We start from the raw sequence: 21628 nt of genomic DNA, 5'->3' as shown, positions 1-21628 counted from the left end.
ACGGAGGCCGGGAACAAGCATGGACAGCCATTCCAGAGCCGTCGCCTATCTCAAGGTGCTGCTGCCGCTGGCAGCCCTGGTGCTGCTGTCGACTCTGTTCCTGATCTCGCGCGGGGTGAACACCGATGCCGTGATCCCCTTCGCCGAGAAGGAGGTCGAGGAACGGATGAAGGGCCAGCAAGTCACCGCCCCGTTCTTTTCAGGCACCACCACGCGGGGCGACGAGATCATGGTCACCGCCGCGCTGGCCCTTCCCGGCCGCAGCGGGACAGCACCGGTCGCCAGCGACCTCTCTGCCGAATTCAAACTGGCGGGCGGAGGCCGTATCACCCTTGTTTCCGAAACCGGGGCCATTCAGCCGGACCAGGACCTCGCCCGGTTCACCGGCAATGTGATCATCACCTCGACCGATGGCCTGGTCGTCCAGACAGAGGTCTTGGACACGGCGCTGAGCGGGCTGGAGGCCAGTAGCCCCGGTCCGGTCCGGGCGACAGGAGCGATTGGCGATCTGACCGCTGGCAATATGCAGATCCGGACAAAAACCGCGGGCGGCCCGGTTCATATGGTGTTCAAAAACGGGGTGAAACTGCTATACGAACCCCAGAAACCGGAAAGATAGCCTGTGTCTCATTTGCGTGCATTTATTCTTTGTCTGCCGCTCGCCGTATTTCCCGGCCTCGCAGCGGCGCAAACCGCCTCTGTGGCTTTCGGCACGGCCGAAGCCGACCCCAGCCTGCCGGTTGAGGTGACCGCCGATAACCTGGCGGTCAATCAGGCCGACGGCTCCGCTGAATTCACCGGCAATGTGCTGATTGTGCAAGGTATTATGCGGCTGTCCGCCGACAATGTGCTGGTGATCTACAAAACGGCCAGCGAAAGCGGCGCCAAGGCCGGCATCGAACGGCTGGAGGCCACCGGCAATGTGGTGCTGGTCAGCGGCCCTGACGCCGCCGAGTCCCGCTATGCCGAATACACCATCGACCAGGGCGCGATCGTGATGACCGGCGACGTTCTGGTGACCCAGAAAACCGGCACACTGGCCTCAAACAGGCTGGAGGTGGACCTGACGTCCGGAACTGCCAAAATGGACGGTCGGGTCAAGACCATCCTCAACCCGAACGGCGGAAGCAACTGATGGCGAAACCCAAACTCACCGTCACCGAAGGCTCCTCCGGCCTGCGCATCGAACGGCTGCGAAAATCCTACCGTAAGAAAGTGGTGATCCGGGACGTGTCCATGTCCCTCAACCGCGGCGAGGTGGTGGCGCTGCTGGGCCCCAACGGCTCCGGCAAAACCACCAGCTTCTATGCCATCGCGGGCCTCGTCTTTCCCGAGGCCGGCACCGTCAGCATCGACGGCCAGAACGTCACCGGCCTGCCGATGTACCGCCGGGCACGCTTGGGCATCGGCTACCTGCCGCAGGAAATGTCGATCTTCCGCGGCCTGTCGGTTGAGGACAACATCTCCGCGGTGCTGGATATCTCGCAAAAGCACGAGCACAAACGGCGGGAGCGGCTGGAAGAACTGCTGTCCGATTTCTCGATCGAGCACCTGCGCCGCGCACCCGCGCTTGCGCTGTCAGGCGGTGAACGGCGCCGGGTGGAAATCGCCCGCTGCCTGGCCGCCGACCCCAAGTACCTGCTGCTTGATGAACCCTTTGCCGGGGTCGACCCGATCTCGGTCGGCGACATCCGCCACCTGGTCGCCGACCTCAAGAAACGCGGCATCGGGGTGCTGATCACCGATCACAATGTGCGCGAAACGCTAGAGATCGTCGACCGTGCGTATATCCTGCATGACGGCCAGGTTCTGATGTCCGGAAGCCCCGAAGAAGTGGTCGAGAACGAGAACGTCCGCAGGGTCTACTTAGGGGATAATTTCCGCATTTCCTGACCCTTTCTGCCGCCGCTTTCCGGGCGCGAAAACCCGCCGCAAACCGGGCCTCTTTTTTCGCGTTATCCATTGACTCTCCCGCTGTCTTGCCGTCGAATTGACCCATGGCATACGCGCAGTCCGATGCAGTCCGAACAACAGCCTTGGCGACAAGGCCCGGACGGATGCAACCGGACGGCTGGCCTGCCCCCCGGATCCGGACCTGATGTGACACTGCCAAGGATTGCCTTGGCAGCGGGCCCGGCCGCAATAAATTGTGAAGGAGATCACATGCGTTACAAAATCAGCGGCAAACAGATCGACATCGGCGAAGCTCTGCAGGTTCATGTGCAGAATGAGCTGGGTTCGGCCGTTCAAAAATACGCCGAACGGCCAACCGACGCGACTGTGGTCTTTTCCCGTTCGGCGCATGAGTATGTGTGTGAAGCCACCGTCCACCTGTCGACCGGTTTGAGCGCGCAGGCCAAGGCCCACGAAACCGAAATCTACTCCGCTTTCGACGCCTGCTGCGAAAAAATGGAAAAGCAGCTGCGCCGCTACAAGCGCCGTCTGAAGGATCACCACAAGGACCGCAGCGAACCGGTTGAACATCTGGGCGCCAATTCGTATATCCTCGCCTCTGAAGAAGCGGATTCAGAACCGGACTCGCTGCAGCCGATCATCGTCGCCGAAATGGAGACCCGCATCCCCTCCCTGTCTGTCGGGGAAGCGGTGATGCAGATGGAGCTGGCAGGCGCCCCGGTCCTGGTCTTCCGCAATGAAGGCAAAGACGGATTGAACGTGGTCTACCGCCGTGAAGACGGCAACATCGGCTGGATCGATCCGTAAACACACCCAAGGCATCGGCGCCCCGCAGGGGCGCCGGAACGGAGCAGACACATGCAGATTTCCAGCATCCTCAAGCCAGAGGCCGTCCGGGTTATCGGCGCGGTCTCCAGCAAGAAGCGCCTGTTCCAGGAAATCGCTGATGTTGCTCAAGGCGCGTACGGGCTCGACGCCCAAGGCACTGTCGAGGCTTTGCTGGACCGCGAAAGCCTCGGCCCCACCGGGGTCGGCCATGGCGTCGCCCTGCCGCATGCCCGGCTCGATACCATCAGCGAGGTCTGCGGCACCTTCCTGATCCTGGAAAAACCGCTGGATTTCGGCGCCGTGGACCGCCAACCGGTGGACATTGCCTTTGCCCTGTTTGCACCCGAGGACGCCGGTGTCGAGCATTTGAAAGCGTTGGCATTGGTATCCCGCACCCTGCGCGAGCAGAGCTTCTGCACCAAGCTGCGGGCCAACCACGACCCGGCCACGCTGTACACCATCCTGACCGAAGGCCAGTCTGTCCAGGCCGCCTGAGGCACCGGGCAGCGCCGGCCGGACAGCCTAAGCTCCCTCACAAGCACCTCAGCTCTGTCATTCCGGCAGCTCTCCCGCCCGTCATCGGCCGCCTTCCGGCAGCGCTCTTCCCGTTGGGCCAGGCACGAACCGCGGCCTCCGGCCCCGGTCCGTGCAGGGGGTCCCTATCAAAGGCATTTCTGAAACCCGGCACGCGCACGTCAGGCAGGGGCACGCCAGACCCGCGCCGCACCCCGTGCGGCGCCCGGCCCAAGGCCGATCCGGCTGGTCAGCCTGCTGAACATCCGGCGGGCGCGGGAGCGTCTCCTTTGCGGCGGAGGCAGAGGATTCAGCGCGGCAGCCAGGGCCCGAAGCCGAAGGCCAGGTAATCACGCTGGTAGACTGAGGCGATCAGCGCCTCCAGGTCCGCATCATAAATGTCCGCCAGCGCAAAAGGCTCATCAGGGGCCGCCTCCCGTACAACGCCCGGCTCCATCCGGCCCAGCTTGCGGGCCAGCGCAGGCAGGTCCTCGCCCATTTCGCCCTCGCGGATCAGCAGATCCGGCAAGCCCAATTCGGCAAACCCGGCCAGCGCCTGGCTCTGCGTCGCCCATTCCGCATCGAGCCGGACAGAGGTCTGCCCTGCCAGACTGGCCTTCACAAACTCCAAAAATCCCGCAAAGGCCTCGCGGTGCCTGCCGCATGAATAACCGGGGCCCGGGCCTTCCTCCGGAACGGGCAGCTTGAACTGCCTTCGCAGCGTGTTGCGGATCTGCCTGTAGCTGCCCGGGCCGGCATTCAGGATCCGCCGGCAGAACACGGCATGCGCCCGCGCGGCCGGATGGCGCAGCACGGTAAAGCTGCGAAATCCCTTGTTGCCGCGTTTCCACAGGCGCAATTGCTTCTGGTTCATGCCGTGGATCAGCCCCTCCGGCGCCACATGGTCCAGCCCCGCCATCCACTGAACCACCTCAGCCTCCGGCCCGCCCTTCAACGGCAGATACAGCAGCGGCGTCACAACGCCGGCCACATACCCCGGCACTGCCGGGCCGCGGCGCGGCTCAAAGTTCGGCGTCCGGGTCAGGTTGAACCAGTCCATGCCGGACAGCGCCGCCTGCATTTCATCAGGATTGGCCACCTTGGCCAGCACCGGTTCCGGGTTCTGCCGCTTCAGGCTTTCGTCCAGCGCCTCCAGCTGCTGCCCAACGCCCAGCCAGCGGGCCAGCCCGTTCATCACGTCAAGGCTTTGCAGATCCTCATAGGCCACGTAAAAGGCCGCCTGCCCCAGCGCCTGCAGCCGGTTCAGCAGGGTGACCTGGAAATCCTGCAGCGCCGCCGTATGGGCAGTGAATTCCGCTGCATCGAACTGCGCCTTGGCCTCTTTGCGGCGTTTTACATTGGTCAGTTTCCACTGGCCGGTTTCCTGGGCAATCTTCCAGGACACATAGCTGTCCAGCGGATTGCGCGTCAGGATGATCTTGCCGCAGCGCGGATCTTCAAGCATGAGATCCAGCACCCGCGGGTCGTGGTCATGGAAATACCGGAAGCCTCCCAGCTGACCGGGTTCCGCCTTGATCTGCTGGATCAGCCGCGCCGGGTCCGCTTCGCGCATCGCCTGGGTCACGCCCAGGATTTCGGTGCTGTTCGGGTAGCCGATGAAATGCGGGTTGAACGCCTCCCCATGGCAGGCCAGCCCGTCAAAGGCATTCAGGTTGGTCTCCAGAAAATTGGAGCCGGTACGCATTTCCGCAAGAACAACAAAGTAATCAAAGGAAGCTTCGGGCATCAGGGTTTATCGCACCAGATAGGGTTTTCGCTGCGGCTTGGACGGGTTGACCGGGCTATGCTCAACCGGGAAATCCCCCATCAGATAGGGATGCATGCCCTGGTTCTTGAGATTCTGCAGGAACTGACCGAAGCCTTCAAGACCGGTCATTCTGGGGGCTTCGCTCAGGTGCCGCACGGCCAGCGGGCCGATCTCGTCTATGATGGTCTGCAACGGCTCCATCGGCGCCTCGACAAACTCTGCCATGGTCCAGATCCGCACCCGCGCCTTGGTCCATTGCGACCGCAGGATCTGCAGCTGCTCAGCCTCCCGCTGCTGCAGCCTGGCGGCCTCCTGGCGCAACTCGGCGAAGCTGCCGTCAGACTTGAACAGCGGGATTGCCCAGGCGCCGCTGATGACGGAGATCTGCGCATTGGAATCCCGCGCCATCATCCAATTCACCGCCTGGTTGGCGCGCGGACCGAACTGAAAGCACTGGCGCTCGCCGCGGGTGTTCCAGATCAGACTGGTAAGGAAACTTTCCGGATTATAGTCGCGCACGGCGGCACTGGCGTTAAGACAGCCATTGATCAGGCTTTGCCCCTCGGAAAACCCCGCTCCCTCCGGCGCAAAAAGGTGGCCATGCACCCTGGCCCCTGTCGTCCGGGCCAGCCAGGTCTCAAAATCCTCGAACAGCTCTGCAAAGCCCTGAAACACTGAATAGGGGCTAGAGGTCACACCGTTCTCAGAGCCGCGGCCGGGAAACCGGCTCTGCATATACAGCCCCGCCCGGCCCCGGGTGCGCCGGTCCACCGCCTTGGCAAAGATCCGGTCGATCTTGCCGGGGTTCGGCTCGGTCCGTTTCATCGCCCCGGCGGGGTCGGTCAGGAACGCCTGATACAGCCGCTCCGCATGCGGCCAGATCTTCCGCGCGACAAAACAATCCGACCGGCGCAACAACTGCAGATGGTCGTCATAAAAGATATGCGGCTTGCCCTGGAAATCGAACTTGCTCAGCGTCAGCGAGCGGCTCTCGATATTGCTGGAATACCGCCGCGCCAGGGTCTGGAAATAGCTTTCGTCAGGGATCCAGACTTTGCGGAAATAGGCGTCATAGGCCGGACGCTCCGGGTCCTCCAGGATCGCCGACAGGGTCTTGCGGGTCAGGCACCACCACTGGCTGCCCATATGCGGCACCAGCCCGGGCGGGATCCGCCGCTTGAATCGCAGCTTGCGCTGCAATGCCACGTAGCGGTCAAACAGATACCGGTGCTTTTTCCACGAAAACGGGAACCGCAGCGTGAACCGCTCATGGCTGAGACCGCCGACAATCCAGGGCACATCCGCAGTGGTGGCGCTTTCGATGAAATCGGTCTCCGGACGCGCGGCCAGGTAACCGGCCAGCTCCTGCACCGGCCTGAGCGGCAGGCAGGATCCAGAGGCCAGATAGACATGGCGCACATCGGGGAACTCCGCCAGCATCACTTCAGACGCCGACTGCGAGGCCGCAACAATCCCCCAGGTGCCCCATTCACAGCGGTGCCGGGCGGAAAACCGCACCAGCGGGTTGCCGTCCAGCGACTGGCGGAAGCGGTCAAACGCGCCGTGCCGGACCTTGCGGTCCACATGCAGCACCACCGGGCAGCCGCTGGCGGTCCAGTGGCGCACCACCTGCGCGGCCCGCTCCAGCGCCGTGTGCACCAGCATGACAACCCCGACAGTGCTGCTCATGCCCAGTTCCCCTTGGACATCAGCCCCAGGATCTCCAGCTGGCGCCAGTTGATGTATTTTTCGCTCCACTTGCACCACAGCTCCGGCTGCTCTGCCAGCTTGCCGGCATAGGCCTTGTACTCCACCGAGCCGCGGTAGTGCTGGCCGCGCGCCAGTTCTTCCTCGGCTTTGACGGTAAAGGTATCCAGAAACTTGGTGTGCAACAGCGCGCCGCTCGCCTTTTCGCCGCCATTGGTCTCATAAACCTGGTTGAGCCCGCGCGGCAGCAGCGCATGGGTGGAGCTGGCATAGGCGTACCGCTTGTGCCATTTCACCAGCGGAATCTTGTTCAGCGCCGGCGCCTTCTTGGGTTCATCGGCAAAGAACACCCGCGCCCGCGGCCCGCCCTGAATCCACAGGTTGCCGTATTCCGGGTTGCGGGTGATGGTGTAGTTGCCGCTGTCGAACCAATGCGCGATTTCCAGCGGGTTCTGCCCGGGCTGGTAGGGCACCTCGCCGATCCGCCCCTTGGGGTAGACATCCAGCAGCATCGCCGAGAAGCTGCGGATTGCCGAATTATCCAGCCAATCGGTCAGCGCCCGGATCGGCCGCGTATCGCAGAACGGGTAGATAAAGAACTCATCCGGATCGACCACCAGCACCCAGTGCCCGTGCGCGTACTTGCGTTTCAGGTGGTTCATCCAGTCAATGCCGAAGCCCGCGCGCTTGTAGCTCGCGGTGGTGTGCCACAGCGAGACATCCTCCATCCCGCGCAGGTAGTCCGCGGTGCCATCGGAGGAGCCATTGTCCACGAACAGGAAATGATTGACGCCTAAACTGCGGTAGTACTGCAGGAAATAGGGCAGGCGGATCTGCTCATTGCGCATGGTGCAGACCAGCAGGATGTCATCCGGGCGGATCGATCGGGTATGGTCCTGAACGGGTGTCAGTTCACCGGATTTGCGCACTGCACGGACAAGCCGCCGTTTGCGCCGCAACCGCATCCGGTAAGAATCCCAAAGCCCCACGTCTACTCCAAACCATTTTTCCAAGGAGCGCGCCTGCCTGCCTTAATACCCCGGCCGGCGGCAAGTTTCCGCGCAATATGTCACGCACCCAGTGTATTAACAATGGATTTAGAAACAGTTACGCAGGCGCACGGCGCAGCTGCAACACTGCGCGGCACCTGCCGCACCGGTCACCAATCAAGCCGGGTCATCAGGCCCAGGTCTGCCAGCTGGTCCGGACCGCAGTAGCGGACAGACCCCTCCTGCCACAGTTCCGGCGCGTCTGCGATCCGGTCGTAATAGCTGTCAAACTGCTGCGGCGTATGGAAATGCTGCTGCCGCTGCTTTTCCGTTGCCGACTTGGAAACAATCTCCGGCAGGAACTTCGTATGCAGCAATACCCCGGAGGGCTCCGCACCGCCCGGCCCGCCGTAAAGCGCATTCATATGCGGCGGCAGCATGGAATGGGTGGAATTGATATAGGCGTAGCGCCGGTTCCAGCGCACCAGCGGCAGCTTGTTCAAGGTTGGCGAACGCGCTGGCTGATCCTGAAAGAACACTCTTTCGCGAACGCCGCCCTGAACCCACAGGTTGCCCTGCGGCGCCTGCCGCACCGCCCGGTAGGGGCCGGTATCAAACCATTTCAGCACCTCCGAGGGATCCTGTCCCGGTGCGCAGTCTTGTGCGCCCAGCGGCCCCTTGGGGTAAAGATCCAGCATCAGCGCGCCAAACCCGGCACGCCCCTGCCGCTCCAGCGTACGGGTCAGATCGTCCAGCCCGTGCACCTCCATGCCGGAATAGACCAGCAGTTCATCCGCATCCACCGTCAGGCACCAGCGCCCGTGGCCATGACGGATCAGCAGCCAGCCCAGCCAGTCCAGGCCAAAGCGCGCATCCCGGTAGCTGGCTTCTGTTTGCCACAAGGAGACATCCGGCTGCGCGGCAAGCAGTTCCGCGCTGCCGTCATCGCTGCCATTGTCGATTATCAGGAAGTGGACGGCCCCCAGCTTCCGGTAGTGCTCCAGGAAATAGGGCAGCCGGGTAATCTCGTTGCGAAGCACGCTGAAAACCAGAACGCCGCTGCCGGGGATCTGCCGGGTGCGGTCCGCTGCTGTCTGCATCTGACGGCGGGCGCGCAGGGCGCGCCACAGCATCCGCCGCCGCTTCCACCGCATCCTGTAGGCCCCGGTCAGGCCCGGCGGAGGCAGGTCAGGGGCGGCAGGTCTGGCCATTATCAGGTCTCGTAGTGGCCTGTCTTATGCCATTTCCAGGCATCGGCGATCATCACCTCAAGGGTGGACCGGCGCGGTTCCCAGCCCAGATCAGTGACCGCGCGGGTGGACCCGGACACCAGCTTGGTGCAGTCGCCCGCCCGGCGGGGACCGGTATTGCAGGGCACTTTCTGTCCGGTTACCGCTTCGGCCTTGTCCATCACCTCGCGCACTGAAAACCCGCTGCCGGTGCCCAGGTTGAACACCTGGCTGCCTTTGCCGTCTTCCAGCCACTTCAGGCCCAGAACATGCGCGTCCACCAGGTCGCAGACATGCACATAGTCGCGGATGCAGGTGCCGTCCGGGGTGTCATAGTCGGTGCCAAAGATGGTCAGCGCGTCGCGCTTGCCGTCAATCGCATCCAGCACCAGCGGCACCAGATGGGTTTCGGGCCGGTGGAACTCGCCCACCTCGGCCTCAGGATCAGCACCCGCCACGTTGAAATAGCGGAAAATCACTGACCGCAACCCGTGCGAGGCCCCGAAATCCTTCAGAATATCCTCCACCGCGCGCTTGGAGGCGCCATAGGCGTTCAGCGGCAGCTGCGGCGTGTTTTCATCCAGCACCACATTGTCATGCTCGCCATAGGTGGCACAGGTCGAGGAGAACACGAAGTTCAGGCAGCCCGCCGCCACCGCGGCCTCGATCAGGGTCAGCGACCCGCTGGTGTTATTGGCCCAGTAACGCCCCGGCGCGCTCATCGCTTCGCCGACCTGGCTGAGGGCCGCAAAATGCATCACCGCGGCCGGCTGGTACCGGGCAAACACCTCATCCAGCCGCGCCCGGTCGTTCAGGCCGCCCTTCTCGAACGGGCCAAACTTGACCGCATCCTGCCAGCCGGTCACCAGGTTGTCATAGGTCACCGGAGTATAGCCCGCCGCCTTCAGCGCCTTGCAGGCGTGCGAGCCGATGTATCCGGCACCGCCGGTCACGAGGATATTGGTCACTGTCTCTGCCCCATGCAAACAAAGCCGCCCCAAAGGGCGGCCAGTGCGGTTACTGCGCGGCCTTGCCGACCTGCGCGATCTCGGTGATGTAGTTCATCAGATCGTCCCGCAGCTCATCGCGCGCCAGCGCAAAGGCCACGGTTGCCTGCAGGAAGCCCGCCTTGGAGCCGCAATCGAACCGCTGGCCGCGGAAGCGGTAGCCGTAGACCGGCACGTCCTGGGCGATGTCTTCTGCGATCGCGTCGGTCAGTTGGATTTCGCCGCCTGCGCCCTGCTTCATCTGGTTGAGGTTCTTCAGAACCGACGGCGCCAGGATGTAGCGGCCGATCACCGCCAGGTTCGACGGCGCGTCCTCCATCTTGGGCTTCTCTACCATACCATTGGCAGCCACCACCTGGCCCATGTCCTCTTTCACATCGAGCACACCGTAGGACGACGTCTTCTCCCGCGGAACCTCCATCGCGGCAACCATGTTGCCGCCGGTTTCCTCATAGGCCTCGACCATCTGCTTGAGGCAGGGCGTTTCCGCCGCGATCACGTCATCCGGCAGGATCACCGCAAAGGGTTCATTGGCGATCAGGCGGCGGGCGCACCAAACCGCATGGCCCAGGCCCAGCGCCTTATGCTGGCGGATATAGGCAATCGCACCGGATTCCATATCCGTGCTCTTCAGGATGTCCAGAAGATCGTCCTTGCCCTTCTTGCGCAGCTCCTGTTCCAGAACCGGCGAGTGGTCAAAATAATCTTCCAGCGCGCCCTTCCCGCGGGAGGTGACAAAGATGAACTCCTTGATCCCGGCGGCACGTGCCTCGTCGATGGCATATTGCACCAGCGGCCGGTCGACCAGGGTCATGATTTCCTTGGGAACCGATTTGGTTGCCGGCAGGAACCGGGTCCCCAGACCTGCAACCGGAAAAATCGCTTTGGTTACTTTTTTACGCATGTCGTTCTCTCTGCACTCAATTTCCGGGGGCGGCGGCTGTTGCCCGACTGTGCCGCACGGCAGCACCCTCACGCAACCTAAGCATGCGCATATCTGACCTCATCACCATATTCCAGCTACGCGAGCCCCATTTTCTCCATCATGGCCTCCAGGCGCGGCACGTCTTCCGGGTTGTTCAGCTCCCAGAATTCGCGCCCGCGCGCTTCGACCTCAACACACAGCACCTTGCGCCCGTTCTCCAGAAACCGCAGCTGCTCCAGCCCTTCGAGCCGTTCCAGCGGCCCTGTATCCCAGTCAGAATACGCTGCCAAGGCATCAGGACGGTAGGCATAGACACCAACATGGTGAAAGACCGGCGTGTTTTCGCCATCCCCGTACACCTGGCCGCAATACGGCACCACCTCCTTGGAGAAATAGAGCGCACCATGGTCCGCGGCAAATACTGCAGTGGTGCCGCCGACCCGCCCCGCCTTGCGGTCCGCCAGCAGGCTGTTCAGCGTCTCGCCGTTGCAGCGCAGCACCGGCGTTGCCAGCCCCATGCCAGGGGCCGCCCGCAGCCCCGCCACCAGATCCTCGACAAACCAATGCGGCGTCAGCGGCGCATCGCCCTGCAGGTTCACCACAATCTCATAGCCGCCGCCCAGCGCCGCATGCGCCTCGGCGCAGCGCTCGGTGCCATTGGCGCAAGATTCAGAGGTCATCACCACCTCGGCGCCAAATGCCTCAGCAGCCTCCCTGATGCGATGGTCATCCGTCGCCACCACCACCCGCTCCGCGCCCTGCACCGAACAGGCCGCCCGCCAGGACCGCTCGACCAGCGAGCGTTTCTCGCCGCCGGCCCCGGTCAGCGGCACCAGCGGCTTGCCGGGATAGCGGGTGGAGGCATAGCGGGCGGGGATGACAATCAAAACGGACATCAGGCTTCCTTCAGGTCCACAGCCGGGGCATAGGCGATGAAGAACGGGTTCGCATAGCCCTCTTTACCGTATTTCAGCGGGGAATGATCGTCAAAACGCACCACTTTTCCGCCTGCACCCGCCAGAACCGCATGGCCCGCGGCGGTGTCCCACTCCATGGTGCGGCCGACGCGCGGATAGATATCCGCCTCGCCGGTGGCCACCAGGCAGAACTTCAGCGAAGAGCCCGCGCTCTTGCTGTCCTTCACATTATACTTGCCGATGTAATCGTCTGTCGCCTGATCGCGGTGCGATTTCGACGCCACCACCATCAGCGCAGAGTTGTCGCTGTCGGCCACCCGGATCGCACGGGTCTCGCCGATGGTCTCCGGATCAAAGGCACCGGTCTCCTCGACCGCGCTGCCGTCGGCCTGGGTAAAGAACATCCGCTGCCGCGCCGGCGCATACACGACGCCCCGGGTCGGCACCCCCTGTTCAACCAGCGCAATGTTGACGGTGAAATCGCCGCGGCGGTGGATGAATTCCTTGGTGCCGTCCAGCGGATCGACGATCAGGAACGTCTCACCGCGCTCCTTGTGCGAGGCCGCCTGCTCCTCGGTGACCAGCATCATATCCGGAAACGCCGCCCGCAGCCCTGCCGAAATCAGCGCATCCGCGGCTTCGTCCGCTTCGGTTACCGGGCTGTCGTCGGATTTCACCTTCACGTCGAAATCATCGGAATTGTAGATCTCCATGATCTTCGCACCGGCCTCAATGGCCAGGCGGCGGATCACGGGCACCAGGTCGTCATAGGTCACGCGGATCTCCCCAACACAGGTTTAATTGAAAATTTTCCTCTTGCCTCTTATGATGCCCGCACAGCAGAACGGCAAGCAGCCGCATCACATTCGGGCAGAGAACGCAGGTTCATGTTTCAGCAGCGCACCCAGCCTTCGCATATATCGGGTTTCTTCAACCTGGTTGAGGTGGTGTTTCATTCCGTTGTGCGCAGTGTCCGCTCCAAGCACAACAACGCCTTTATCGCGCTTGGCCTGAACCTGCTGCAGACGGTTTTGTTCGTCCTGGCCTTCTATGTGATGTTCGCGGTGCTGGGCCTGCGCGGATCCGCCATCCGCGGCGACTTCCTGCTTTATGTTATGTCCGGCGTCTTCCTGTTCATGGTGCACACCAAAACCGTCAGCGCGGTTTCCGGCGCCGAAGGCCCCAGCAGCCCGATGATGCAGCACGCGCCGATGAACACGATGGTCGCCATCCTGTCGGCCGCAATCGGCGCGCTGTATATCCAGGTGCTGTCGCTGTTCACCATTCTGTTTGTCTACCACGTCGCCTTTACGCCTCTGCATATCGAACAGCCGATACCCGCCTTCGGCATGGTTCTGCTGTCGTGGGTTTCAGGCGCCGGTGTGGGATTGGTGTTCCTGGTGCTGAAACCCTGGGCGCCCAGTTTGGTCGGCATCCTGACGATGATCTACCAGCGCGCCAATATGATTGCCTCAGGCAAGATGTTCCTGGCCAACACGCTGCCCAGCTACATGCTGGTCATGTTCGACTGGAACCCTCTGTTTCATTGCATCGATCAGTCGCGGGGGTTTGTGTTCATCAACTACAACCCGCATTTCAGTTCCTGGCAGTATGCCGCCTGGGTGGCACTGGTGCTGATCGTTGTCGGCCTGATGGGCGAATTCTACACCCGCCGCCAGGTCTCCCTCAGCTGGAGCGCAAAGCGGTGAGGCTGCGCCTTGCTGCCGTCCTCCTATGGCTGGCATCTGCGGCGCTGCCGGCAGCAGCGCAGGAGTTTCCCGCTCTTTACAGCGTCTCCGGCGTCGCCGCGGACGACGTGCTGAACGTCCGCAGCGCCCCGTCTGCCGGCGCCGGCATCATCGGCAGCCTGGCGCCGGATCAGGCCGGGGTCGAGGTGGTGCTGGCGGACAGCAGCGGCAAATGGGGACTGGTCAACATTGGCGAGCGCTCAGGCTGGGCCGCGCTGCGGTTTCTTGACCGCCGCCAACAGGGCGACTGGCATACGCAGCGGGACCAGGCCCTGGCGTGCTTTGGCACCGAACCCTTCTGGTCCCTGGCCCTGGGTGAAACAGCCCAGTTGGAGATGCCGGGCAATCCGGACCTCCTCTTTACCGTTCTGGCACGGGAACCCGGCTCAAACCACAGCGGCAAATCCGGTTTCCATGCTGCCGGCCGGAACCAAGGCGCAGGCTCTGATGCCGAACCGGCAAGCCTCTCCGGCACCCTCACCGCCCGGCAATGCTCTGACGGCATGTCAGACCGCGCCTACGGCATCGCGGCCGGCCTTCTGCATTACCGCGGCGCTGGCCGGCTGGACGTCCTGTCCGGCTGCTGCTCTCTGGTGCCCTAGCCGCCCGGCCCCACGGCTTTTCAGAAAAGTCTTGGCAAAAGTTTTCCCAAAAACTTTTGCGCCCGCGGCGTTACGTCACCACCCGCAGCGTCAGATTGATCCGCCCGCCCTTGGGCAGCAGCCGCGAGGACTTGAACCGGATCCGGTCCACCCCGTGATAAGTAAGCCGCGCCGCGCCGCCCATCACCACCGCATCGCCGGAACCCAGCCAGACAGACTCGGTTTTTCCGCCACGGCTCTGATTGCCGATCCGGAACAGCCCGTCATCGCCCAGGGACACCGAAACCACAGGATAGGAAAAATCCGCCTCATCCTTGTCCTGGTGCAGCCCCATCCGCGCGCCCTCGCCGTAGTAGTTGAGCAGGCAGCACTCCGGCTGCCGCTCCAGCCCGGTCAGCGCGTCCCAGATCTGCAGAACCTCTGGCGGAATCGCAGGCCACGCGCGCCCCGAAGGATGCGTCTCCGCATACCGGTATCCCTTGGCATCCGAATACCACCCGAACCGCCCGGCCGAGGTCATCCGCACCGACATCTGCCCGCCGCCCGGCACATTCGGAGAGAACAGCGGCGCCGCTTTCAGCACCGGACGCAGGCTGTCGATCAGCACCGCCTGCCTGCCCGGGTCCAGGTAGCCTTTGTGAACATCAAATCCGCGCACCCGCAAAAGGGTCATTGCCGTTCATCCATCCTTAACCGCGGCCCTTGCAAAAAACCGCATTGATTCACGCCCGCAGGCGTGTCTGAGCGCTTGCAGGGCCGTTTTCACGTCCCTATATACGCCGGGACGCGGCAAGGTGCAGACCAAACCGCAAATCAATCGGGGCCAGGATGCCGCAACGGGTTCAGGCCTCGGGTAATCGCCTTGAGTAGTAAAAAGGGATCGCAAATGAGCAAAGTTATCGGAATCGACCTGGGTACCACCAACTCCTGCGTGGCCATTATGGACGGCTCCCAGCCCCGCGTGATTGAAAACGCCGAGGGCGCGCGCACCACCCCGTCGATTGTTGCCTTCACCGACGACGAACGCCTGGTCGGCCAGCCGGCCAAACGCCAGGCCGTGACCAACCCCGACAACACCGTGTTCGGCGTCAAGCGCCTGATCGGCCGCCGGTTCGACGACCCGGCCGTCGCCAAGGACAAGAAAATGGTGCCGTTCGCCATCGTGAACGGCGGCAACGGCGACGCATGGGTCGAAGCCAAGGGTGAGAAATACTCCCCGTCGCAAATCTCCGCCTTCACCCTGGGCAAGATGAAGGAAACCGCGGAATCCTACCTGGGCGAGGAAGTCACCCAGGCGGTGATCACCGTGCCTGCCTACTTCAACGACGCCCAGCGTCAGGCCACCAAAGACGCCGGCAAGATCGCGGGCCTCGAAGTGCTGCGCATCATCAACGAGCCGACCGCGGCTGCGCTGGCCTACGGCCTCGACAAGGAAGACACCCAGACCATCGCCGTCTATGACCTCGGCGGCGGCACCTTCGACGTCACCATCCTGGAAATCGACGACGGCCTGTTCGAAGTGAAGTCGACCAACGGCGACACCTTCCTGGGCGGCGAAGACTTCGACATGCGTATCGTCAATTACCTGGCGGACCAGTTCAAAAAGGAAAACGGCGTCGATCTGTCCAAGGACAAGATGGCCCTGCAGCGCCTGAAAGAAGCCGCTGAAAAAGCCAAGATCGAGCTGTCCTCCACCTCGCAGACCGAGATCAACCAGCCGTTCATCTCGATGGACCCCTCTTCGGGCCAGCCGCTGCACATGGTGATGAAGCTGACCCGCGCCAAGCTGGAAAGCCTGGTCGGCGACCTGATCAAGCGCTCGATGGACCCGTGCAAGGCAGCCCTCAAGGACGCTGGCCTCTCCGCCTCCGACATCGACGAGGTGGTTCTGGTCGGCGGTATGACCCGGATGCCGAAAGTCATCGAAGAGGTGACCAAGTTCTTCGGCAAAGAGCCGCACAAGGGTGTGAACCCGGATGAAGTGGTTGCCATGGGTGCTGCCATCCAGGCCGGCGTTCTGCAGGGCGACGTCAAGGACGTGGTGCTGCTCGACGTGACCCCGCTGTCCCTGGGCATCGAAACCCTGGGCGGTGTCTTCACCCGCCTCATTGACCGCAACACCACCATCCCGACCAAGAAGAGCCAGGTGTTCTCGACCGCGGAAGACAACCAGAACGCCGTGACCATCCGGGTGTTCCAGGGTGAGCGTGAAATGGCTGCCGACAACAAGATGCTCGGCCAGTTCAACCTCGAGGAAATCCCGCCGGCACCGCGCGGCATGCCGCAGATCGAAGTGACCTTTGACATCGACGCCAACGGCATCGTGTCGGTCGGCGCCAAGGACAAGGCGACCGGCAAGGAACAGCAGATCACCATCCAGGCATCCGGCGGCCTGTCGGACGACGACATCGAAAAGATGGTCAAGGACGCCGAGGACAACGCCGAGGCGGACAAGGAACGCCGCGAGCTGATCGAAGCCAAGAACCAGGCCGAATCGCTGATCCACTCGACCGAGAAATCGGTGGAAGAGCATGGCGACAAGGTCGATCCCTCCACCGTAGAGGTGATCGAGCTGGCCGTGGCCGCGCTGAAGGACGATCTGGAAAACGAGAAATCGACCGCCGAGAAGATCAAATCCGGCATCCAGAACGTCACCGAAGCCGCCATGAAACTGGGCGAGGCGATCTACAAGGCGCAGGCCGAAGAAGGCGCGGACGAAGAACCGGCAGCCGCAGATGAGGCCGCAGGCCCGGCCGACGACGACATCGTCGACGCCGAGTTCGAAGACCTGGACAACGACAAGCGCTAACGCCTGAACACTCAGGCCACAGCGGGCCGGTCCGAACCCCGGACCGGCCCATTTTCGTTGAGGCAGATGGGGTAACCGATGTCAAAACGTGACTATTACGACGTTCTGGGCGTGGCCAAAGGCGCCAGCGCAGACGAAATCAAAAAAGGCTTCCGCAAGAAGGCCAAGGAACTGCACCCTGACCGGAACTCCGACAATCCGGACGCCGAGGCGCAGTTCAAGGAGGCCAACGAGGCTTATGACGTCCTCAAGGACGCCGAGAAAAAGGCGGCCTATGACCGCTTCGGGCATGCGGCCTTTGAAAACGGTATGGGCGGCGGCCAGCGCGGCGGCGGCCAGGGCTTTGGCGGCGGTGATTTCTCCTCCGCCTTCTCCGACGTGTTCGACGACCTGTTCGGCGACTTCATGGGCGGCCAGCGCGGCGGCGGCGGCGGACGGCAGCGGGCTTCCCGCGGCGCAGACCTGCGTTACAACTTGCGCGTTTCGCTGGAAGACGCCTTTGCCGGACTGCACAAGACCATCAAGGTTCCCGCCTCGGTCTCCTGCAATTCCTGCGAGGGCACCGGCGCTGAGGGCGGCGTGGAACCCACCACCTGCCCGACCTGCTCCGGCATGGGCAAGGTCCGCGCGCAGCAGGGCTTCTTCACCGTCGAACGCACCTGCCCGACCTGTTCGGGCCTGGGCCAGATCATCAAGAACCCGTGCAAATCCTGCCATGGCCACGGCCGGGTTGAAAAAGACCGCTCGCTGTCGGTGAACATCCCGGCAGGCGTCGAAACCGGCACCCGCATCCGCCTCGCTGGCGAAGGCGAAGCCGGCCTGCGCGGCGGCCCTCCGGGCGATCTCTACATCTTTGTCGAGGTCGGTCCGCACAAACTGTTCGAACGTGACGGCAACAACCTCTATTGCCGGGTGCCGGTCAGCATGGCCAAGGCTTCGCTTGGCGGCTCCATCGAGGTGCCGACCATCGACGGCGGCCGCGGCCGCGTGCAGATCCCCGAAGGCAGCCAGTCCGGCCGCCAGATGCGCCTGCGCGGCAAAGGCATGCCAGCGCTCCGCGGCGGTGCCACCGGCGACATGTTCATCGAACTGGCGGTGGAAACCCCGATGAACCTCACCACCCGCCAGAAGGAGCTTCTGCGCGAGTTCGAGGACATCTCAGAGGAAAACACCAACCCCGAATCCCGCAGCTTCTTCTCTTCGGTGAAAAGTTTCTGGGATGGTATGAAGGGGTGAGCGCCGTCTAGGAAACCGTCCGGGGGACGGTTTCAGGCGCGAACGGGCGGAGCCCCGGCACATTGCCTCAAGCGACTCGACAGAAAGCGCCCCCACCCGGGGCGCTTTTCTTTTGCCCTGTTCCTCTCTGCAGCCCTGCGCTGCACTGCGGCGGTGCACAGGGGGTGTACTAGGGGTGCACGCATGTCACCCCGTTGCTGCCGCGCTGCCGGGGCGCACATTAACACTTCCTCAACCATGATGGCCGCACCATGGCGCCATGGCACAGGACCCCGCATTCGAGGACGTCTCCCTGCCGCTGTTCCCCGGCAGCGCAGAAGCCCCTGCAGCCCCGATTCCCGGCGGCCGCCTGCCCTCCTACATCAAGGACCACCGCGCCCGCCTGCGGGAGCGTTTCATCGCCGGCGGGGCCGCTGCCATGCCGGATTACGAGCTGCTGGAGCTGGTCCTGTTCCGCTCCATTCCCCGCCGCGACGTGAAACCCTTGGCGCGGCAACTGCTTGATACCTTTGGCGATTTCAACCGTGTGGTGACCGCCCCGCCGGACCGGCTGGCGCAGGTCAAGGGCATTGGCGACGCGGTGATCACAGACCTCAAGGTGCTGGAGGCCGCCGCCCACCGCATGGCCCGCGCCCGGGTGATGCAGCGGCAAATAATCTCCAGCTGGGACGCGCTTTTGGATTATTGCCACACCACAATGGCGCATCGTGAGACGGAGCAGTTCCGCATCCTGTTCCTGGACCGCAAGAACGTCCTGATCGGCGACGAGGAACAGGCCCGCGGCACCGTCGACCACGTGCCCGTATACCCCCGAGAGGTCGCCAAACGCGCCCTGGAGCTAAACGCCAGCGCCTTGATTCTGGTACATAATCACCCCTCTGGCGACCCCACGCCATCGGACAGCGACATCGGTATGACAGACCAGATTCAGGCCGCGCTCAGCGCCTTGGGAATCACTCTGCACGACCACCTTATTATCGGAAAATCCGCAGAACTCAGCTTCCGCGCCCAGGGCTACCTGTAGCGGCTTTTTAAAATTCTCATCAGCGGTTTTGGGAGGAAGTGGTGAGCCGTGCAGGATTCGAACCTGCGACCCACTGATTAAAAGTCAGTTGCTCTACCAACTGAGCTAACGGCCCACTTCTTCGTCGCGGTCTAAGTGTTTTTCCCAGAGGGTTCAAGCACTTATTTCGCTTTGGTCCGGCGCGGCAGTGTGTGTCACGCTGTCCCGATAGGCGGCGTATCTAGGGCCAGTGCGGCGGGGGGTCAACCCCTTTTTTCAACTTTTCTCAGCGAAGGCTGGATTCATCTCCGCGCCGGGTCTATATGCCCGCCATGAGCACTTCGGCAGACAGCATAATCCCCTTCATGAAGATGCATGGGCTGGGCAACGACTTTGTCGTTGTCGACGCACGCGCGCAGAACATTGCCATCACCCCGGCAATGGCCAAGGGAATCGCGCACCGCCAGTTCGGCGTCGGCTTCGACCAGCTGACCGTGATCTCAGACGGCAAGGGCGACGCGCATCTGACCTTCTACAATGCCGATGGCTCCACCTCTGGCGCCTGCGGCAACGCCACCCGCTGCATTGCCCGCCACCTGATCCTGGAAACCGGCAAGCCGGAGCTGCACCTCACCACCAACCGCGGGGACCTCTATGCCCGCGACGCCGGCAACGGCCTCACCTCCGTCAACATGGGCAAGCCGCAGCTGGACTGGCGGGACATTCCCCTGGCCGAGGAAGCGGATACGCTGGAGCTGCCGATCGAGGGCGGCCCGACGGCCACCGGCATGGGCAACCCCCACTGTACCTTCTTTGTCGAAGACGCCGAGGTCATTCCGCTGGCGGAATTCGGCCCCCGCTACGAACACCACCCGCTCTACCCCCAGCGCACCAATGTGCAGGTCGCCCAGATCACCGGCCCCGACCGCATCCGCATGCGCGTCTGGGAGCGCGGTGTGGGGGTGACACTGGCCTCCGGCTCCTCCTCCTGCGCAACAGCCGTTGCAGCCGCACGGCGCGGGCTGACGGGCCGCAAGGTGCACATCGATCTGGATGGCGGCACCCTGTGGATCGACTGGGCAGAGGACGGCGTCTGGATGACAGGCCCCACCATGCATGTGTTCGACGGCACCTTCACCCGCGAATTCCTGGAGAGCCTGGCATGAGCGTGCCCAAGTTCACCACCCTTGGCTGCCGCCTGAACGCCTATGAAACCGAGGCGATGAAGGAGCTGAGCCAGCAGGCAGGCCTGAAGGACGCCGTGGTGGTGAACACCTGCGCCGTGACCGCAGAAGCCGTGCGCAAGGCGCGCCAGGAAATCCGCAAGCTGCGCCGCGAAAACCCTGATGCACCAATCATCGTCACCGGCTGCGCCGCCCAAACCGAGCCTGAGACCTTTGCCGCCATGGAAGAGGTCACCCGCGTCATCGGCAATACCGAAAAAATGCAGCCCGACACCTGGCAGCAAATCGCCAAGGGCCCGGATTTCATCGGCACCACCGAAAAGGTACAGGTCGACGACATCATGTCGGTGACAGAGACCGCGGGCCACCTGATCGACGGTTTCGGCACCCGCAGCAGGGCCTATGTGCAGGTCCAGAACGGCTGTGATCACCGCTGCACCTTCTGCATTATTCCCTATGGCCGCGGCAATTCCCGCTCGGTCCCTGCCGGTGTGGTGATCGACCAGATCAAGCGGCTGGTAGACAGGGGCTACAACGAGGTGGTTCTGACCGGGGTGGATCTCACCTCCTGGGGGGCCGATCTGCCCGCACAGCCGCGCCTGGGCGACCTGGTGATGCGGATCCTGAAGCTGGTGCCGGACCTGCCGCGGCTGCGCATCTCCTCCATCGATTCGATTGAGGCGGACGAGAACCTGATGCAGGCCATCGCCACCGAACCGCGGCTGATGCCGCACCTGCACCTGTCACTGCAGCACGGCGACGACCTGATCCTGAAACGCATGGCCCGCCGCCACCTGCGCGACGATGCTATCGCCTTCTGCGAGGAGGCCCGCCGCCTGCGGCCTGAGATGACATTCGGCGCCGACATCATTGCAGGCTTCCCGACTGAGACGGATGCCCATTTCGAGAACTCGCTGAAACTGGTCACCGACTGCGGCCTGACCTGGCTGCACGTCTTCCCCTATTCCAAGCGTGAGGGCACCCCGGCGGCGAAGATCCCAAACCAGGTGAACGGCAACGTGATCAAGGAGCGCGCCGCCCGCCTGCGTGCGGCCGGTGATGCCCAGGTTTCCCGCCATCTGGCGGCACAGATTGGCGAGACCCACCGCATCCTGATGGAAAACCCGCATATGGGCCGCACCGAGCAGTTCACTGAGGTCGCATTTGCGGTCCCTCAAGAAGAAGGCCGGATCGTCACCGCAGCCATCACCGGCATCGAAGGCAGCCAGCTGGTGGCCTGAAAAAACTG

The 21628-nt window shown here is 63.1% G+C and carries 21 protein-coding genes and 1 tRNA gene; 12 read left to right on the top strand and 10 right to left on the bottom strand.

Annotation, left to right across the window (positions count from 1 at the left end; all coding sequences use genetic code 11):
• Window positions 1–19: 19 nt before the first annotated feature.
• The 5 genes from AC5STB_RS07205 (at window position 20) to AC5STB_RS07185 (ending at window position 3237) form a co-directional block, all read left to right on the top strand.
• The gene (locus tag AC5STB_RS07205) at window positions 20–619 is read left to right on the top strand and encodes a hypothetical protein (protein WP_495442281.1); all 600 of its coding nucleotides are present in this window, start codon (window positions 20–22) and stop codon (window positions 617–619) included.
• 3 nt (window positions 620–622) lie between these two features.
• Window positions 623–1135, top strand: coding sequence for an LptA/OstA family protein (locus tag AC5STB_RS07200; RefSeq protein WP_495442280.1), 513 nt, complete (start codon window positions 623–625; stop codon window positions 1133–1135).
• Window positions 1135–1893 carry an LPS export ABC transporter ATP-binding protein gene (lptB, locus tag AC5STB_RS07195; RefSeq protein WP_495442279.1) on the top strand — a complete coding sequence of 253 codons (759 nt, stop codon included), beginning with the start codon at window positions 1135–1137 and terminating at the stop codon, window positions 1891–1893. Before AC5STB_RS07200 ends, lptB begins: the two co-directional genes overlap by 1 nt.
• Window positions 1894–2163: 270 nt before the next feature.
• A complete protein-coding gene (gene hpf / locus AC5STB_RS07190) occupies window positions 2164–2721 on the top strand; it encodes a ribosome hibernation-promoting factor, HPF/YfiA family (RefSeq protein ID WP_495442278.1) in 558 nt (185 codons plus the stop codon).
• A 51-nt stretch (window positions 2722–2772) separates the two neighbouring features.
• On the top strand, window positions 2773–3237 hold the full coding sequence (locus tag AC5STB_RS07185; protein WP_495442277.1) for a PTS sugar transporter subunit IIA: 465 nt from the start codon (window positions 2773–2775) through the stop codon (window positions 3235–3237).
• A 328-nt stretch (window positions 3238–3565) separates the two neighbouring features.
• Here AC5STB_RS07185 and AC5STB_RS07180 read toward each other — a convergent pair whose 3' ends face one another.
• The 8 genes from AC5STB_RS07180 to cysQ form a co-directional block, all read right to left on the bottom strand.
• On the bottom strand, window positions 3566–5002 hold the full coding sequence (locus AC5STB_RS07180) for a nodulation protein NodH (protein ID WP_495442276.1): 1437 nt from the start codon (window positions 5000–5002) through the stop codon (window positions 3566–3568).
• A 6-nt stretch (window positions 5003–5008) separates the two neighbouring features.
• On the bottom strand, window positions 5009–6712 hold the full coding sequence (locus AC5STB_RS07175; protein WP_495442275.1) for a DUF5927 domain-containing protein: 1704 nt from the start codon (window positions 6710–6712) through the stop codon (window positions 5009–5011).
• Window positions 6709–7695: a glycosyltransferase family 2 protein gene (locus AC5STB_RS07170; protein ID WP_495444570.1), complete on the bottom strand. Its 987-nt coding sequence runs from the start codon at window positions 7693–7695 to the stop codon at window positions 6709–6711. Before AC5STB_RS07170 ends, AC5STB_RS07175 begins: the two co-directional genes overlap by 4 nt.
• Window positions 7696–7889: 194 nt before the next feature.
• Entirely contained in the window at window positions 7890–8930 is a 1041-nt protein-coding gene (locus AC5STB_RS07165; RefSeq protein WP_495442274.1) for a glycosyltransferase family 2 protein, read from the bottom strand.
• Window positions 8931–8932: 2 nt separating this feature from the next.
• Window positions 8933–9916 (bottom strand): UDP-glucose 4-epimerase GalE, encoded by a 984-nt coding sequence (gene galE, locus AC5STB_RS07160; protein WP_495442273.1) that lies wholly within the window; start codon window positions 9914–9916, stop codon window positions 8933–8935.
• 49 nt (window positions 9917–9965) lie between these two features.
• Window positions 9966–10859 carry a UTP--glucose-1-phosphate uridylyltransferase GalU gene (gene galU, locus AC5STB_RS07155; protein WP_495442272.1) on the bottom strand — a complete coding sequence of 298 codons (894 nt, stop codon included), beginning with the start codon at window positions 10857–10859 and terminating at the stop codon, window positions 9966–9968.
• Between the two features lie 116 nt (window positions 10860–10975).
• Entirely contained in the window at window positions 10976–11776 is an 801-nt protein-coding gene (locus AC5STB_RS07150; protein WP_495442271.1) for a 3-deoxy-manno-octulosonate cytidylyltransferase, read from the bottom strand.
• Window positions 11776–12573: a 3'(2'),5'-bisphosphate nucleotidase CysQ gene (gene cysQ / locus AC5STB_RS07145; RefSeq protein WP_495442270.1), complete on the bottom strand. Its 798-nt coding sequence runs from the start codon at window positions 12571–12573 to the stop codon at window positions 11776–11778. The genes AC5STB_RS07150 and cysQ overlap by 1 nt, the downstream gene beginning before the upstream one ends.
• A 111-nt stretch (window positions 12574–12684) precedes the next feature.
• On the opposite strand from cysQ, the gene AC5STB_RS07140 reads away from it, so the two are divergent.
• Both AC5STB_RS07140 and AC5STB_RS07135 read left to right on the top strand, forming a co-directional pair.
• Entirely contained in the window at window positions 12685–13506 is an 822-nt protein-coding gene (locus tag AC5STB_RS07140) for an ABC transporter permease (protein WP_495442269.1), read from the top strand.
• Complete coding sequence (locus AC5STB_RS07135) at window positions 13503–14147, top strand: SH3 domain-containing protein (protein ID WP_495442268.1); 645 nt, start codon at window positions 13503–13505, stop codon at window positions 14145–14147. Before AC5STB_RS07140 ends, AC5STB_RS07135 begins: the two co-directional genes overlap by 4 nt.
• Before the next feature lie 70 nt (window positions 14148–14217).
• Here the strand turns inward: AC5STB_RS07135 and AC5STB_RS07130 are convergent, their stop codons facing one another.
• Complete coding sequence (locus AC5STB_RS07130; RefSeq protein WP_495442267.1) at window positions 14218–14820, bottom strand: alpha-ketoglutarate-dependent dioxygenase AlkB family protein; 603 nt, start codon at window positions 14818–14820, stop codon at window positions 14218–14220.
• Between the two features lie 189 nt (window positions 14821–15009).
• Between AC5STB_RS07130 and dnaK the strand changes: the two genes are divergently transcribed.
• From dnaK to radC, 3 genes are all read left to right on the top strand, one after another.
• A complete protein-coding gene (dnaK, locus tag AC5STB_RS07125) occupies window positions 15010–16956 on the top strand; it encodes a molecular chaperone DnaK (RefSeq protein ID WP_495442266.1) in 1947 nt (648 codons plus the stop codon).
• A 78-nt stretch (window positions 16957–17034) separates the two neighbouring features.
• Window positions 17035–18192, top strand: a complete 1158-nt coding sequence (gene dnaJ, locus AC5STB_RS07120; RefSeq protein ID WP_495442265.1) for a molecular chaperone DnaJ — start codon at window positions 17035–17037, stop codon at window positions 18190–18192.
• A 259-nt stretch (window positions 18193–18451) separates the two neighbouring features.
• A complete protein-coding gene (radC, locus tag AC5STB_RS07115) occupies window positions 18452–19216 on the top strand; it encodes a RadC family protein (protein ID WP_495442264.1) in 765 nt (254 codons plus the stop codon).
• Between the two features lie 39 nt (window positions 19217–19255).
• On the opposite strand, the gene AC5STB_RS07110 is transcribed toward radC, so the two are convergent.
• Window positions 19256–19331: transfer RNA gene (locus tag AC5STB_RS07110), tRNA-Lys, on the bottom strand.
• A 187-nt stretch (window positions 19332–19518) separates the two neighbouring features.
• Here AC5STB_RS07110 and dapF point away from each other — a divergent pair.
• Window positions 19519–20361 carry a diaminopimelate epimerase gene (dapF, locus tag AC5STB_RS07105; protein ID WP_495442263.1) on the top strand — a complete coding sequence of 281 codons (843 nt, stop codon included), beginning with the start codon at window positions 19519–19521 and terminating at the stop codon, window positions 20359–20361.
• On the top strand, window positions 20358–21620 hold the full coding sequence (gene mtaB, locus AC5STB_RS07100) for a tRNA (N(6)-L-threonylcarbamoyladenosine(37)-C(2))-methylthiotransferase MtaB (protein ID WP_495442262.1): 1263 nt from the start codon (window positions 20358–20360) through the stop codon (window positions 21618–21620). The genes dapF and mtaB overlap by 4 nt, the downstream gene beginning before the upstream one ends.
• Window positions 21621–21628 lie beyond the last annotated feature (8 nt).

Source organism: Leisingera sp. CC-HEC093, from assembly GCF_059429195.1.
This window is presented reverse-complemented; position numbering and strand designations above follow the sequence as displayed.

Bases quoted from the DNA above. Each gene is read 5' to 3' on its own strand.
- AC5STB_RS07205 (WP_495442281.1), top strand. From the start codon at position 20: ATGGACAGCCATTCCAGAGCCGTCGCCTATCTCAAGGTGCTGCTGCCG.
- galU (WP_495442272.1), bottom strand. From the start codon at position 10,859: ATGCGTAAAAAAGTAACCAAAGCGATTTTTCCGGTTGCAGGTCTGGGG.
- lptB (WP_495442279.1), top strand. From the start codon at position 1,135: ATGGCGAAACCCAAACTCACCGTCACCGAAGGCTCCTCCGGCCTGCGC.
- dapF (WP_495442263.1), top strand. From the start codon at position 19,519: ATGCCCGCCATGAGCACTTCGGCAGACAGCATAATCCCCTTCATGAAG.
- radC (WP_495442264.1), top strand. From the start codon at position 18,452: ATGGCACAGGACCCCGCATTCGAGGACGTCTCCCTGCCGCTGTTCCCC.
- AC5STB_RS07140 (WP_495442269.1), top strand. From the start codon at position 12,685: ATGTTTCAGCAGCGCACCCAGCCTTCGCATATATCGGGTTTCTTCAAC.
- AC5STB_RS07175 (WP_495442275.1), bottom strand. From the start codon at position 6,712: ATGAGCAGCACTGTCGGGGTTGTCATGCTGGTGCACACGGCGCTGGAG.
- AC5STB_RS07165 (WP_495442274.1), bottom strand. From the start codon at position 8,930: ATGGCCAGACCTGCCGCCCCTGACCTGCCTCCGCCGGGCCTGACCGGG.
- AC5STB_RS07180 (WP_495442276.1), bottom strand. From the start codon at position 5,002: ATGCCCGAAGCTTCCTTTGATTACTTTGTTGTTCTTGCGGAAATGCGT.
- AC5STB_RS07130 (WP_495442267.1), bottom strand. From the start codon at position 14,820: ATGACCCTTTTGCGGGTGCGCGGATTTGATGTTCACAAAGGCTACCTG.
- AC5STB_RS07185 (WP_495442277.1), top strand. From the start codon at position 2,773: ATGCAGATTTCCAGCATCCTCAAGCCAGAGGCCGTCCGGGTTATCGGC.
- hpf (WP_495442278.1), top strand. From the start codon at position 2,164: ATGCGTTACAAAATCAGCGGCAAACAGATCGACATCGGCGAAGCTCTG.
- dnaJ (WP_495442265.1), top strand. From the start codon at position 17,035: ATGTCAAAACGTGACTATTACGACGTTCTGGGCGTGGCCAAAGGCGCC.
- AC5STB_RS07150 (WP_495442271.1), bottom strand. From the start codon at position 11,776: ATGTCCGTTTTGATTGTCATCCCCGCCCGCTATGCCTCCACCCGCTAT.
- mtaB (WP_495442262.1), top strand. From the start codon at position 20,358: ATGAGCGTGCCCAAGTTCACCACCCTTGGCTGCCGCCTGAACGCCTAT.
- AC5STB_RS07170 (WP_495444570.1), bottom strand. From the start codon at position 7,695: ATGCGGTTGCGGCGCAAACGGCGGCTTGTCCGTGCAGTGCGCAAATCC.